Origin of the sequence: Microcoleus sp. B6-A1 (genome assembly GCF_036705085.1) — a bacterium.
Lineage (GTDB): Bacteria > Cyanobacteriota > Cyanobacteriia > Cyanobacteriales > Microcoleaceae > Microcoleus.
Genome location: NZ_JAUBTU010000028.1, coordinates 1 through 14778, shown reverse-complemented (window position 1 = coordinate 14778; position 14778 = coordinate 1). Strand labels below are relative to the sequence as shown.

The 14778-nt window shown below is 42.6% G+C and carries 11 protein-coding genes and 1 tRNA gene; 4 read left to right on the top strand and 8 right to left on the bottom strand.

Annotated features, from left to right (window positions below):
- The first annotated feature begins 137 nt into the window (after positions 1-137).
- The 3 genes from QUB11_RS12655 to QUB11_RS12645 all read left to right on the top strand — a co-directional run bounded on the left by QUB11_RS12655 (position 138) and on the right by QUB11_RS12645 (position 4434).
- Entirely contained in the window at positions 138-1829 is a 1692-nt protein-coding gene (locus tag QUB11_RS12655) for a hypothetical protein (RefSeq protein ID WP_333256961.1), read from the top strand.
- A 182-nt stretch (positions 1830-2011) separates the two neighbouring features.
- Positions 2012-3007, top strand: coding sequence for a pentapeptide repeat-containing protein (locus tag QUB11_RS12650; RefSeq protein WP_333256958.1), 996 nt, complete (start codon positions 2012-2014; stop codon positions 3005-3007).
- A 92-nt stretch (positions 3008-3099) separates the two neighbouring features.
- Positions 3100-4434, top strand: coding sequence for a serine/threonine-protein kinase (locus QUB11_RS12645; RefSeq protein ID WP_333256955.1), 1335 nt, complete (start codon positions 3100-3102; stop codon positions 4432-4434).
- 204 nt (positions 4435-4638) lie between these two features.
- Here QUB11_RS12645 and QUB11_RS12640 read toward each other — a convergent pair whose 3' ends face one another.
- The 6 genes from QUB11_RS12640 to ndhL form a co-directional block, all read right to left on the bottom strand.
- Positions 4639-7050 (bottom strand): ATP-binding protein, encoded by a 2412-nt coding sequence (locus QUB11_RS12640; RefSeq protein WP_333256952.1) that lies wholly within the window; start codon positions 7048-7050, stop codon positions 4639-4641.
- A gap of 250 nt (positions 7051-7300) precedes the next feature.
- On the bottom strand, positions 7301-7510 hold the full coding sequence (locus QUB11_RS12635) for a hypothetical protein (protein WP_333256949.1): 210 nt from the start codon (positions 7508-7510) through the stop codon (positions 7301-7303).
- Between the two features lie 798 nt (positions 7511-8308).
- Positions 8309-8956 (bottom strand): DUF6658 family protein, encoded by a 648-nt coding sequence (locus QUB11_RS12630; protein ID WP_333256946.1) that lies wholly within the window; start codon positions 8954-8956, stop codon positions 8309-8311.
- Between the two features lie 488 nt (positions 8957-9444).
- On the bottom strand, positions 9445-10242 hold the full coding sequence (trpA, locus tag QUB11_RS12625) for a tryptophan synthase subunit alpha (protein WP_333256943.1): 798 nt from the start codon (positions 10240-10242) through the stop codon (positions 9445-9447).
- Positions 10243-10454: 212 nt separating this feature from the next.
- Entirely contained in the window at positions 10455-10760 is a 306-nt protein-coding gene (locus QUB11_RS12620; protein WP_333104690.1) for a DUF3007 family protein, read from the bottom strand.
- Positions 10761-10976, bottom strand: coding sequence for an NAD(P)H-quinone oxidoreductase subunit L (gene ndhL, locus QUB11_RS12615; protein ID WP_193972727.1), 216 nt, complete (start codon positions 10974-10976; stop codon positions 10761-10763).
- A gap of 198 nt (positions 10977-11174) precedes the next feature.
- Here ndhL and QUB11_RS12610 point away from each other — a divergent pair.
- Positions 11175-11259, top strand: a tRNA-Leu gene (locus QUB11_RS12610).
- A gap of 280 nt (positions 11260-11539) precedes the next feature.
- Here the strand turns inward: QUB11_RS12610 and QUB11_RS12605 are convergent.
- Positions 11540-13447, bottom strand: a complete 1908-nt coding sequence (locus QUB11_RS12605) for an ATP-binding protein (protein ID WP_333203303.1) — start codon at positions 13445-13447, stop codon at positions 11540-11542.
- Positions 13448-13593: 146 nt separating this feature from the next.
- Positions 13594-14484: a phosphate/phosphite/phosphonate ABC transporter substrate-binding protein gene (locus QUB11_RS12600; RefSeq protein ID WP_333203305.1), complete on the bottom strand. Its 891-nt coding sequence runs from the start codon at positions 14482-14484 to the stop codon at positions 13594-13596.
- Positions 14485-14778: the final 294 nt, after the last annotated feature.

Here is a 14778-nt window from a genome sequence, read left to right as displayed (position 1 = left end):
CCTACGCTCCTGAGTGGAGATACTAAAATTTTAGACTCAAGTTCTGGTTCCCAGATTCACGGCGCTGCAAGTAAATCTAAAATCTAAAATCTAAAATCTAAAATCGACTGACAGGGTATTTTTATGGGAGGAAAACTATGAAAGCTTTATCTATTTTAGATGAAGTTGTTCGCGAATTAGAACAAGACGTGAATCTCTCGCGCATTAAAAAAATAATATTTTTTGCTTGTAAAGAGTTCTGGGAAAACGACCCCGCCCAACTCGCCAGCGCCGATGTAAGGATTTTAATCGAAGAACTGTGCGCCAAATACAGCCGATTAGAAGATATTGAAGCAGTTTTAAATAGTATAGTCTCTAAGGTTAATAAAAAAACCGAGTATGCTTTAGTAGCCGACCTCATAGTCTGTCAACTTAGCAGGCTGTATGAATTTGAAGACTTCACCAAATTAGAAGTAAACATATCTAGTTTTGGCGGTCAGGAAGCTCCCGCATTTGAAGAACACTTTAGTTCGGAAGTACCCAGCAGCGAAGAAAGGGCAAGAAACCCCGGCACTTTATTTGATGTGCGACAAAAAATTTTGCAGCAAACAAATCCGCTGAGGGCGAAAATCCTCATTTTTTCTACTCTTTATCACCAGTTTACTTTTAGCGATCGCGACTGGCTACTTCTGAAAACTCAAGAACTTGACAATCTACTGCGACAACTGTTTAATGTCTGTACCACCCTAGCCGAACTGGAATCTCAGTTGTACAGAACTGCTAGCAATCTCGACAACAGAGATGAAAACGACCAAGCAGCGAGCGTAATCATCAAAGCGATGAATCCTTGTTACGCAAAAATGCAACAGGAAGAACCCCATGAAGCCGAATCTTCGGCTAGTGAAGATTACGATCAGACACATTTAAACAACAGTGTTTATGAAGAGATCGAGCTGGTGGACAAACGCAGCGATTATTTTGATCCAGGCGAGATTACCCACATCCTTCAAGCTGCTCCACCTCACTATCATTATGACCCTCAAAAGAGTTACTTAGTGCCGGACACGGCAGAAAATCTACCGTTTCAAGAACCAGAAACCAGCAATAATTATCCTACTGAGTTCAGACAGGAAATGGTAGAAACATTCCCAGTTGCAGAAATGCCGACTATTATCGAAATTTTAGAACCTGCTGCTCCTGTTATTATAAATATTAGCGATTCCATCAAACGCAAGTTGGGATTGGAAGAAGAAATGACAGAATTAGTCAGTCAAAGTGCTAACTCCGCCACAGCGCAAATAGAAAATATATTCACCCAGTTAGAATCAGCCTTAAATGGAAAGTTTTCAACCGGAAGTGCAGAGGATCGTTTGTACTGGAAATATAAAAATCTCAGAGAGTATGTAGGCAAAGTTCAGAAGTTTACCGATAAATTGCTGGAAATTTTGATTGAATTGGAGTCAAAAGAAAGCGGAAAAAATCTTTCTAAAATCCCAGAAAATATGGCAGACAATATTTCCGAAATCCCGCCGGAAAACTCTAGCCCTAAAGCAAATCAGTATCAGCTTCTGGAAATGGCAAAGCAAGGCAAACCAAAGGCGATCGCCCAATTGATTAATCAATTGCTACAGCCTAAAGGAATTGCTGCTACAGTAGGATTTAAAGACGGTTGGCTCCATGTGATTCTGGAGTCTGCTGAAGTACCCAACCAACAGGCTACAGCTACATACATTCACAAAAAACTGTGTACTTTAAAATCCAAATATCTTACTCATGTGAAAATTCACGGGCGACAGTTAGGCAACAAAACAGTTTTTTGGACTCAAGAATTTGTCAATCAAACTCATTAAATGCTCGACTCAAGTCTGAGGCTACACACACTAAGTCCGCCTGCGTCAACTGAAATTCAAGAAATTTCATCAAATTTCTCAGACTCAAGTCGGGTGCTACAAAAACTAAGTCCGCCTGGGCGAACAAAAATTTAAGCAGTCTAGAAATAGCCGATTGTACCTAATTAACAACTAAAACAAATATGAATGCCAGCGAAATCTTAAGGCGATATACATCAGGAGAACTAGATTTTCAAGGTATGAATCTCAGAGGAGTATACCTGAGCGGTGCCGATTTAATTGGCGTCAATTTAAGCACTGCTGACCTCTGTGGAGCAAACTTAGCGATGTCATATCTGAGCAGAATTAACCTTCAGCGCGCCAATTTAACTAATGCAAAGTTGTGCGGTGCTAACTTAAATCAGGCAAACTTGAGCGGAGCCACTTTGTCTGATGCAGACTTCCACGGAGCGACTTTGCAAGGTGCAGACTTTCGCAGAGCCAATATCTCTTTGGCAGTTTTTATTGATGCAAATTTGAGCGATGCAGATATGCGAGGTGTGAATTTGCAAGGTGCAGATTTGCGCGGGGCGTGCTTGCGGGGTGCAAATTTGCGGAAGGAGGTGCGGATTTTTGAGGGTGCAAATTTGCGGGGTGCAAATTTGCAAGGTGCAGATTTGCGGGGCGTCAATTTGCAAGGTGCAGATTTGACTAAAGCTAATCTCAGTCACGCGAATTTGACAGAAGCATCTCTGGGGGAAGCAAATCTGACTCAGGCGAATTTGAGCGAAGCTATTTTAGATGGCATATTTTTGACTGAAGCAACTTTGGTAGAAACAAATTTTTCCTGGGCTGTAATGACAAATGCTAAGTTGGAAAGAGCTGTGTTAATTGATGCTGAATTTGCTGGCGCTAACTTGCGGGGTGCATTTCTTCCTGATGTTAAGTTGAGCAATGCTAATTTAGTTATGGCTGACTTGAGTCGAGCTAATTTGGTGAGGGCTGATTTGAGTCGAGCTAATTTGAATCAGGCAAATTTGAGTGAAGCTGATCTGACTGATGCTTACCTGGCTAGAACAGATTTTCGGGAGGCAATTTTGCACCGCACAACTTTGATTAGGGCCGATTTGAGCACTGCTAATTTAACGGGTGCTCAGTGGCGCGGTACAATTATGCCGAATGGAGAAATGCACGGGTAATTACTTCTAGTAGCAATTTAACGCTCTCGGCAAAATAGTTAATTTAATAGTTAAGAAAATTTCATATAATAAAAAAAAAATAGGGCAATGCTGTGTTAGAACCAGGAAAAATCTTACAAGAACGTTATCAATTGCAACAGCGTTTAGGGCGCACAGCGGCCGGTCATCAAACTTGGCTAGCAGTAGATTTAGAGTTTCAAGAACAGGTGACACTGAAAATGTTAGCTTTTAGCCCGGAAATGCAGTGGGAAGAACTCAAGCTTTTTGAAAGAGAAGCACAAGTTTTGCAGGCGCTACATCATCCCCGCATTCCTTGCTATCGAGATTATTTTTCCCTGGAGCGGGAAGCCGGAGCAGGATTGCCTTGGTTTGGGTTAGTGCAAGATTATATTCCGGGGTTTTCGCTTCAGGAATTGTTAGAAAATGGTCAGCATTTTTCAGAAAAACAAGTACGCCAAATTGCCACTGAAGTTCTGGAAATTTTAATTTATTTGCATGAATTAAGTCCCCCGGTTTTGCACCGAGATATTAAGCCGAGTAATTTAATTTTGGGGGAAGATCAGCAGGTTTATCTAGTAGATTTTGGTGCGGTACAAGCTCAAGCGGCGGTGACAGGTGTAACGTTTACAGTGGTAGGAACGAGTGGCTATGCACCCTTAGAACAGTTTTGGGGGCGGGCGGTGGCGGCTTCGGATTTGTATGCTTTGGGAGCTACTTTAATTCATTTGTTAACGGGGGCGACTCCTGCGGATTTACCACAGAAAGATTCTCGGATTCAGTTTAGCGATCGCGTGAGTGTCAATCCTACTTTGGTAAGCTGGATTGAGAAGATGACGGAAATCGGGTTAGAAAAGCGTTTCCCCCTGGCTAGAGAGGCTTTAGCAGCTTTGAAATCGGGCAACATACAAGGGGCTAATCTTCAAATTGCGACTGTTCGGAAAATTGCTAAACCGCCTCACTGTCGCATTCAAGTTAGCAAATCAGCGACGGAGTTACGCATTAAAATTCCGGCTGTCTTAGTCAGAAAGCCTTTATTATCTGCTTATCTAGGAACAGTATTGCTAATGACATTCATCCCGACAATTATCCCCTTTTTAACAGGAAAATTGAGCATAGGGGTAGTAATTTCGGTACTTATAATAGGTTTTTTAGTTAAGGTTATTTTTGAGATAAAGCAAGTTAAATTTAATCGCAAATTTTTTAAAATAACACATCAGGTATTGGGGTGTAAATACTTACAAGAAACAGGAGAAATATCAGAAATTTTGGGTGCTTTCATTCACAATAACTCTCTTTCGGGAAATCAAATCAAGATTCGTGCCGGTAACGATATGGGAACTTACTTTTATGTTTTAGGAAAAAATTTGACAGAGGTTGAGGCGGCTTGGTTAGCGCAAGAAATTCAAGATTGGTTAAATTTAAGATAAATTTTTGTAGGGCGAAGCCTTGGTGATGATTTTTTTTTGTATAATAGACATCTCCCAACTCAAAATGGGTGACGCGCTCACTTATAGGGTGTCTAAAATACAACTTTAAAAGAGTTATGCTAAGGCTTTCAAAAAAAGACCCGAATTAAAGTCAGTATATCTTATTACCCGATCGCCCAAAAAACATTTAATTTTAGTTCAAATTTATCCCTTCATAGGCAAAATTATCGCAAACTCAGTCCCCACTCCCGGCTCGCCATTCACCTCGATGCTTCCGCCATGTTTCTCTACCGCAATCTGGTGGACAATTGCCAACCCCAATCCCGTTCCTTTGCCGACACCTTTCGTCGTGAACAAATGGTCGAATATCTGCTGTTTAACTTCCTCTTTGATTCCGGTGCCGTTATCAGCAATTTGAATTTTAATGTACCCTTCGCCAACTATATCAGTGCATATTGTGATGCGGTTGGGATTGGCGGTAATTTCGCTAAAAGTGCGTCCTATATTTGACTCTTCTAAGGCATCGATCGCATTGGCAAGCAGGTTCATGAAAACTTGATTCAATTGACCGGGAAAACATTCTATTTTAGGGAGATTGCCGTATTTAGTTATCACTTCGATCTGCGGGCGGTGTTCGTTTGCTTTGAGGCGATGTTTCAAAATTAAAATAGCGCTATCAATGCCTTCGTGAATATTAAAAGGAACTTTGTAGTCTTTGTCGCCTCGGGAGAAGGTACGCAAACTGTTGCTGATGCTGCAAATGCGTTCGCACCCGAGCTGCATTGAATCAATCATCTTCGGTAAATCTTCCAAAAGATAATCGAGGTCTATCTCTTCGGCGTGGTCGGCTATTTCCGATTGCGATGCACCGGAGCGATACAATTCTAAGTGTTCGATCACATCTTCCAAACTTCTTTTACCTTCGCTTAAATTGCCAGAAATAAACCCAATCGGATTGTTAATTTCGTGGGCGACTCCGGCGACCAAATTACCCAATGCCGACATTTTCTCGCTTTGCACGATTTGCAGTTGTGCTTGTTGTAAATTTTTTAAAGTTCGTTCTAGCTGTTGATTTTGCTCTTGCAAAAGTTCGGCTGCTCGCTTGCGCTCAGTGGCATCCACACCCAAACCAATAATCCCGATTGTCTCGCCCTGGGAATTTTTTAACTGCACTTTCGTGACTTCTAAATAGTGCAGTTTGCCGTCAACAAGTCTGAGAGTTTCGCTGGAGTAATGCGGCGAATCTTGGGCAAGGCAGGCCGCATCTGAAACCAGACAGTTCGCTGCATTCTCCCCGAGTATATCTTTGTAATGATCGACAGCTAAAAACTCGCTCAGGGGCACGCCCACATCTTCACAAAATGTCTTGTTGAAAAACTGTACTTTACCACTGGGATTCACCATCCAAATCCAAATCGGAGCCACATCAAGAATCGCTTGCAGCATTTGTTTCTGCTCCGCAAGCTGAGCTTCGGTTCGGCTAATTTTTACTAGCGATCGCTCTAATTGCTGGTTGTAATCCTGATATTTCTTGTATAGCAAAGCATTTTGCAAACAGATGGCTGCTTGGGAAGACAGGAGATTGAGAAGTTGCAGGCGATCGCGGGTAAAAACTTTTGCGGTTAAGCGATTTTCCAGATACAAAATGCCGACTAAGTTCCCTCGATCGAGAATCGGCCAACACAACAGGCTCTGCGGTTGGTATTTGAGGATGTAGGAGTCGGAATCCCAATCACTTTGTTGAGCGAGATCCCGAACAATCACAGGTTTCAATAAATTTTTAACGCAGTCAACAATTTTGAGGGGCAAGATATCGCTGTTTTCATCGAGTTTTGCCGATGATAAGTCGATCGCCCACTCGACTCCCGAATTGTCGAGCGTGCTGGTAGCCGCGATTTCCCATTGATTGCCGTTTGGCAAAATCAGCGCTCCTTTGTCAGCTCCTGTATTTTGCATCGCCAGTTGCATCAGTTTGGCAATCAGTCGATCGAGTTCTCTTTCACTAGAGAGCGATTGACAAGCTTTTAGCAGTGTTGAAAAATTCCCGAAATCTGAGACGCTCGCCGAAACAGACGGAGGAATGGATGGATGAATGGAGGGATGAAGCGATTGATTTTGCCCAGCAGGTGTTGGAAAATTTGCTAATGGATTTGCAGCGAGTTTTGCGGGTTCTAAAATCGGTTTTAATAATTGAGGATAACGTTTTTCTAAGTCATCAATTTTGGCTCGATCTCCCCAGCGGACATAGCAATTATAGGCATCTATCATGTAGATTCGGGCAATTCTTTCTCTTCCCAACGACAGGTAAAACTTAGCAGCGAGTTCGCAGCCAAGAGCTTCTTCATTGAAATATTCGTTAGCTTTAGCTCCGGTAATAGCTCGATCATATAGTTCCATCGCTTCTGCTGTCTGTCCCAAAACGCCGAGCAATTCTGCCTCAACCAGATCGAACTTGTGTTGGTAATTTATCGGCGTATGGTGCGCGAATTCTTTGAGTTTTTTCTGACTAGCCTCAACGCGCTTAAGGATTTGTTGGCGCTCCGCGGGTGCGGCATCTGCATAGATTGCCAAATCTGCCAGCGCATCATAAAAGTCGTGCATTATCGTTACTAGCATCAAAACAGAATTTTCAAGATAAGGTTTGCCTCCATTTCCCCTGGCCATTGGCTACGGATTACGGCTCGAATATCCCGAATCCGTGGCCTCTTTTTGTTGAAATTTATACACCCCCATCTGGTCGGTAACAGTCAAGATTAATTAAAAGATTGGAAGGTTTAATGTATTTGTAAATAACCGGTCTGCGTTTGAGTTCGTCGAGAATGTCTGTTCGGTTGAGGACTATTTCTACCTATCCCATTAAGGGTCGCTAATGCAACTTTTTTGGATTTTGGCAGCACCGCGTCCCGGAAATCGTCCGCCACAACGACGTAGGTTTGAGAATTTTAGCGGCGGGTTGTCGGTCTTTCTCGCGCCCGAACCGATCGATAGCCGATCGAGAATCTGTGTACAATTGCGCGATCGGGCGATATCCAGCCATTACCGCAGTCAAGTCTACTACATCTACTGTTGCGTCCATATCGGCTGACCTCAACTCCAACATTAGCTTGACAAAACTTAGTGTATCTATCTTAGGGCATAAACCGCATAATTTTTGATTGCCCGATCGAAAATTCCAATTATCTGTTAATGAACAACATTTTATACTGGGGCGATCGGGATTAAAGCTTTTTACTTACGTATAAGTTTCTGCTGTTAATCTCAAATGCGATTCAATCAACGCGAAAGACCGTAGAAACACCGCACTATCCTGTCTTTAAAAATACAATGGGTAATTAATTAAATTTAATATAGCGCGATCGCCCAAATTTCCGCAAAGCCGATCAAAAAATTAATACCTTAAAAAGTCCAAATACAATCTCTAGAAATTATAAAGAATCCGTCGTGAAAAAAGTGGCATTCCAGTCCCCGGAATTTATCCGTGGGGTCAATGCTTAAATCTAAAATCTAAAATCTAAAATCTAAAATCGATTGACCGAAAGCATCCAGGATACCCGCCACGTGATTCATTCCGAAAGCAGACTCAGGACCGGTGAAATAAAAAACCTGTATCCGATAAAGGAGCCCCCGAATTTATCCGTGGGGTCAATGCTAAAATCTAAAATCTAAAATCTAAAATCTAAAATCTAAAATCTAAAATCGATTGACTTTACCTAGATTCCGACAGGGGTTTTAACCCCTGTCGGAATCTAGCTTCCCGATAAGGAAACAGCGTTATTTGAGATTAGTCGTCTGTCGCTCTTTCGGCCGCTCGTTGAGTTCAGCCAATATCTCGATTCACTTTCTAGCAAATATTGTCTGAGGCATCTTGAGCATTCTATCTTGCATCTCGTGCTGCATCATTGATATTTTCTTGGCCGCCGCTGGTACCATATCTCAGAGACTCAGTACCCTCTGATACTCTTTCTTTTGCTCCCTCGGTGGCTTCTTTAACAATATCTTTTGCTCCCTTCAAGCCTTCGCGAGTGTTTTCTTTAAGATTAGCAAAGCCTTGTTTGGTTTTGTCGCCAAAGTCATCAGCTTTGCGCTGGGCGGTGCGAGCATCGTCCTTCACCTTGTCACCAACTTGGGTGAGTTTGTCAGGCGCATCGTCCGCTACCCGACGCACGTTTTCGCCTACATTGTTGCTAGATTTCGTGTCAATGCGGTGCTGCGCTTGCTCTTTGAGAAGATCAGCTTTTGCTTCTGTTGTTGTCATCTTTTTGTTTCTGGGATCGACATCGGGGTAGTCGTTCATGCCGCCTTTGAATTCGGACGTTACAGCCCCGGTCGGTACTTCTTCTCTAATTTTGTCGGCAGTTTTTCCTACCCTCGCATCAGCTTTTCCTGCCATCACATCAGTTTTTCCTGCCGCCACACCAGGGCCGCTGCAGGCCGTACTCACAAATACTAAAATGCCAGCCAGAAACACGGTTAAAATTTGTACAGCTCGAATTTTTTTGAGAAATGCAGTTAGTCTGTTCATAAAAATGCTCCTTTCTATTGTGAGATGCTCAAATGCCTGGTGGCTTTGTTGATGTCTAGCCTTACCAAATTAGGCACTTAAACACTTTTTTAAGTATACGAATAGAAACCGTAGCTTTTCATCTATCCCAAGTTACATTCCTTAAGTTGTAGTAGAAGGAAGAAGGAAGAAGGAAGACGGAAGACGGAAGACGGAAGACGGAAGAAGGAAGACGGAATGGACAATCTTCGAGCTTCTAGAAATTATTCAAAGTCCGCACACCCTGCGCCGGACAAGGCAAAGTCGTTTCCCTAGATAGCTGTTTGGTTCTCCATGCGCGCACTATGTTGAAATGTTGTGCGTGTTCGGCTCAAAAAAAAACCTTCTAGTCAGGAACTAGAAGGAAGGTGGTTTATGATCTCAAGTACAACAAGGTCTTTAATCGCAATTGTGGCGACACATCCCGATCGCACACATCTGTCTAATGGCTGAAAGTATCTGTACAGTTGCTAAGGATTTTGAATCGCTGTTTTTAGACTTTTGCAGAATTCACCGATCGCCTCTAAACCCTGTTCTGGAGTACCTTCCGCCAAGCGTTTGACAAAAGCACTACCAACAATCGCAGCATCTGCACCCCATTCTTTCACTTGGCGAGCGTGTTCGGGTTTCGATATACCAAACCCGACGCCGATGGGTTTGTCGGTGACGGTGCGAAGTTCTTGCAGCAACTCTTTTGCTCTCGTTTCTAAGCCTTCGCGCACTCCCGTCACCCCCGTCACACTGACTAAGTAAATAAATCCTTGAGACTGACGAGCGATCGCTTCTATACGACTTTTGGGACTGGTGGGAGCAACTAATAATGTTAGTTCAATCCCTAATTTGTTGGCAGGTTGGATGAGACTGTCTGCTTCTTCTAAGGGCAAGTCTGGTACAACCAATCCCTGAACTCCAGCACTTTTGATTTGCTGCAAGAAGGTTTCTATACCTCGGTACAAAATCGGGTTGTAGTATGTGAAGAGAATGATGGGCGATCGCAAATTCGGACTAACTTTCGCTACCATTTCCAGCACCGAATCTAACCGCGTTCCCCGCTGTAGAGCCCTTGTAGCAGCGGCTTGAATCACCGGCCCGTCAGCTAGCGGGTCAGAATAGGGAACGCCAAGCTCGATCGCGTCTGCACCGTTATCATCCAAAATTTGCAGTGCTTTAGCCGTTGTCTCCAAGTCTGGGTCGCCAGCAGTAATAAAAGGAATCAATGCACATTGGTGGTTCTTGCGTAACTTTTCAAAACAATTAGAAATAGTCATTAGTTATTAGTCATCAGTCATTGGTCATTGGTCATCAGTCATTGGTCATCAGTCATTGGTCATTAGTCATTAGTCAGCGGTCATTAGTCAGCAATCATTACTTGGCGGTCTATATTCATCTTCCTTAGCTTTTAGTCGGCAGTCTTTATTTCACCGTTGATTGCTAATAACTAATAACTAATGACTAATGACTAATGACTAATGACTAATGACTAATTATCTTTTTCCTGTTCAATTTCGGCTTGAAGTTTGGCTAATTCTTCAGGAGTGAGTGCATCTAGCTGCTTCTGCAAGACAGCTTCTTTGTAGTCTTGCAATTGCTGGCTGTAGGTCATATTTTGAGTCAGTGCTCGAAATAAATAAGTCACCAGCCAGCCAATCAAGCCGGCGACCAAAAATAACTGACTCCAAATCCCTGCATTCATGCTGTCGAGTCCGGCAAATTGCAGTAGCAAGTAGACAAACCCACCTGCTACAAAAAAGCCGACACTGATTCCAATTACGTCAATACGTCGCATTTAGGCTTCTATCTGCCGCCGTTTGGGCCGAAAATTCAAAAACGGAGCTAGGAGGAACATACCTGGGAAGAAGAAGAACATCAAGAAGTACATGAAGCCACGCTCAAAAGAGGTAGCGACGTACCAGCGGCTGTTCAGGTAAGCGTAGGTGGCCGCGGGTACTACCAGGAGGTAGGCTCCTGCCAAGACGGCGTAAAGCAGTAAGGTAATATACATAGATTTGCTTTAGGGGAATAATAACACGGGTAAGTCAGTTGACACGCTCCGTTAGCTGGTTAACTATTGTACCGCTTGCGGAGATCCAGCGCGACTTTTGGGAATTTTTTGATTAGGGGTTGCGTAAATTGGGGTTTTGCCTGTAGAATAAAAGGCTGTTGCTCTTAGTGGCTCAAAACCACAGCAGCTTGACCAAAGGGGGGCGTGGCGGAATGGTAGACGCTACGGACTTAAAATCCGTTGACCCGAAACGGTCGTGTGGGTTCAAGTCCCTCCGCCCCCATCCATTTCAATCGTTTGTGATTCAACGGTTTCAGACTTATTGTCACCAAGATTTCTGTTTTCCGCTCAATTTTCGCGCTAATGGTTTTTTACTATGTCCAAAAGCGCCTCTATATCTGCCCAGTTCGCCCCGGACTTTTTGCGTCAGGCTTTCAACTCCTTGAGCAAATCGGCTGGTTCTGGAAATTGGGCGGCTGTCGGAGCTGAGTTTAAATAGTCGAATAACAAATTATGTGCCGTCGTTAACACATTAATGTCCTCAAAATAGACAATATCTAGCTTCAAGTTTGAGATGAGGCGGGGAGTGCGATCGCAAACTCTGCTCCCCCTCCCAAAGATGAAATTACCTCTATTTTCCCCCGATGTTTTTCCACAATCTGGTAGCAAATTGCCAGTCCGATACCAGTGCCTTTTCCTGGTGCTTTAGTTGTAAAAAATGGGTCAAATAGCTTGCTTTGGATTGCGAGGGAAATGCCAGGGCCGTTATCGCAAATTCGCACCATAATTTGGCTACTGTCCAACTTTTGGGTCTGAATTAAAATCTGAGGAGTTTTCCCTTTTTTAGAGTCATGGGATGATTGTTCTAGTGCATCTATCGCATTTGCTATAATATTCATAAATACTTGATTTAGCTGCGCTGGGTAACACTCTATTTCGGGCAACTCTCCATAGTTTTTGACAACTTCAATTCCCTGCTTGAGCCGACTGTTCAAAATCAACAGTGTATTGTCAATGCCTTCATGAATATCAACTAATTTCATTTGAGCTTCATCTAAGCGAGAGAAATTTCGCAAAGACAAAACTATTTGCCGGATGCGTTCTGAACCTATTTTCATAGATTCCAGCAGTTTTAGTAAATCTTCTCTGAGAAAGTCTAGTTCTATTTCTGCGATTTCTTCTGCGATCGCCTTTGTGGGTTGCGGGTATTCCTGCTGATAGAGACGAAGTAAATTCAGCAAGTTTATAACATACTCGTTGGCGTATTCTAGGTTGCCGTGAATAAAGTTAATAGGGTTGTTTATTTCATGGGCTACGCCTGCCACCATCTGCCCTAAACTGGACATTTTTTCGGTTTGGATTAACTGGGTTTGGGTGTGTTTTAGTTGGTGAAGCGCTACTGTAAGCTCTTCTGTTCTTTCTTCTACTCGCTCTTCCAAAGTTTGGCGAGCCAGCTCTAATTCATGGGTGTATTCTGCTACCCATTGAACTAATTGATTGATGGATTTTGCTAAGGTTCCTACTTCATCTTCTGTGGTGACAGGTGCTTGCAAATCAAAATTTGCTTGTTGAGTAATAGTTTTAGCCACGCTGGTTACAGCTTGGATAGGGATGGCGATCGCGCGACTGGTACAGATGGCTAGAAAAGTAGCGATCACAACTGACACTAACATACTCACTACGATGATTTGCACTCGCAATTTCTCAGCTATATTAAAATTAATGTAGGCTTGTCTTTGCTGTGCCTTAGCTACTTGTGTCATCAAGCTCAAACTCTCTGAGAGCCGCTCAAACTGAACATCGAGCTTAACTGCTCTATCCCCTCTGATTAAATCCAATACTTGCTGCTGCGCCTGTTTAACGTCCTCTGGTTTTAGTGAGGAGGGAGCTATTTCTTTCCAAAAAGAGGTGAGCAATTTAGAATACGAATCTGTCGCAGTTGTGTAACCGTCTAATAATTCCTTTAATTCAGCATAATTTACTGCTAATTCTTCCGAGTATTCTTCACTAAAAGTGTCTATTTCTGCAATATTTTTTTTAACTGCATTAACATCTTTCGAGAACTTAGCAGTTTCATATTCAAACCAGATTGAATCTCCCAAGACAGAGATTAGCCGTTTGGGATGTGACTGCACTGCCTGCACGGAATATTCTAAATCCCTGAGCAAATCTTGTTGCTCGTCGGCGAAGGTTAAAGCTTGGAAAGCTTGCTTTTGGTAATAGTCTCCACAGATCATTCCCCCTGTGGTTCCTAGTACGGCTATTCCAATTGCTAGGGAGTAGCCATAATTAATTTTTTGGGCAATGCTCAAGCGAGAAATGAAACGGTTAATTGCAGTGAAGGGAGTTTTTTTGAGAGGATTTTTAATGTCGCGAGATCCTTCAGTGACAGGGACATTATTTTTTCCTCTATTTACGATAAGGTTTTTGAACCTCACAGCCCTATTCTCTCCCTGTTCAAACTTTTGCATACTGGCAACCTGAGCTAAATTTTAACAACTTTAGTAGTAAATGCACATAAATAAAGTCTCTTATTCGTAGTAGGGAATATTCCCTATAGTTTATGAATTAAGGGCTAAAGCTCTACTACAAATTGGGTATTAGATAAAATTTAACCTTAAAAGACATTCCCCTGACCAATGGCTTTATAAACTTCACGAATCATGTTATAATCACTGTCGTTTGCTGGCACCAGTTTAGCTCCTTGATACTTATCATTAGCTTTCCCAACTAAAATTGCTTCAATTAGCTTATCTTGATTTTCTACCAGGCGAGCGCGCATTTTTTCAACAACAACAATAGGCAGATTGCTACTAGCTACAAACAAATCATTAGGCAAGGGTTGTCCTGTTGCGATTAGCCGAAACTCACTTTCAGATAAACCCTCGCTATTGAGCAAGTCTTTATATCTTGTATAACCGAGTGCTAAGGCATCAACTTCACCCTTTTTGAGAGCCTGTAAACCATTTTTACCCAACATTGAGATTTTGATGTCAGTTTGGGGATTTAATCCAGCGTCGAGGAGAATTTTAGTAGGCCCTAAATGACCGCTGGTTGAACCTGCTTCCCACATAGCTATTGTTTTACCTTTCAATTGTGCTGCTGACTTAATCTCGCTATTGGCACGAACAAGAATAAGTGAGTGATAGTCCGGGCGGGTGATGGCAATGATGGGAACAGCATTTGTCCGGGCCCGCATAATCACATATTCAGATGGCCCTGTTAGAGCTAATTTTAGCTGACCCGACTGGAGAGCTACGGCTGCGGCTATATAGTTATCTACTGGGAAAAATTCAATTTTTTTCTCCAAAACTTTTCCCAGAACAGTCCGAAAGGTTTGATAATTTTGCTGTAAATCTTCTGCACCCTGAACATCAGTTACAGCAAATTCAAGGGTTTCAGGTTCACTTACGGCCAAACTGGAAGAAGTGCGATTAGATTGATTTACTGTTGTAGAACAGCTTGCTACAAACAATAGCGATAACCCAACAAAATGCCGCCGCTTCATAATTTATAGGAGTTTTAGTGGCAGTTGAAAATTGCATAAGTATTATAAGCTATTTGGAATAAGCTTTCATTAAAATAGATTATCCGTTGGTTAAGCTTCAGTCAACTGTTGTGGCAAAATTATTAAGAAAATTTTTATCGAGGGGTTTTATGGTTGCGAGTATCAGGCCGCGGATCTTGTAAACTTAACTCATGAAACGCTGCCAGCTTTAACTCAGGAGCGCTAATTAAATAACTTACAATTTTAATTGTTATTGTGGGATGGGCGTCCCGCCCGTCCTTTTTGGACGGGCGG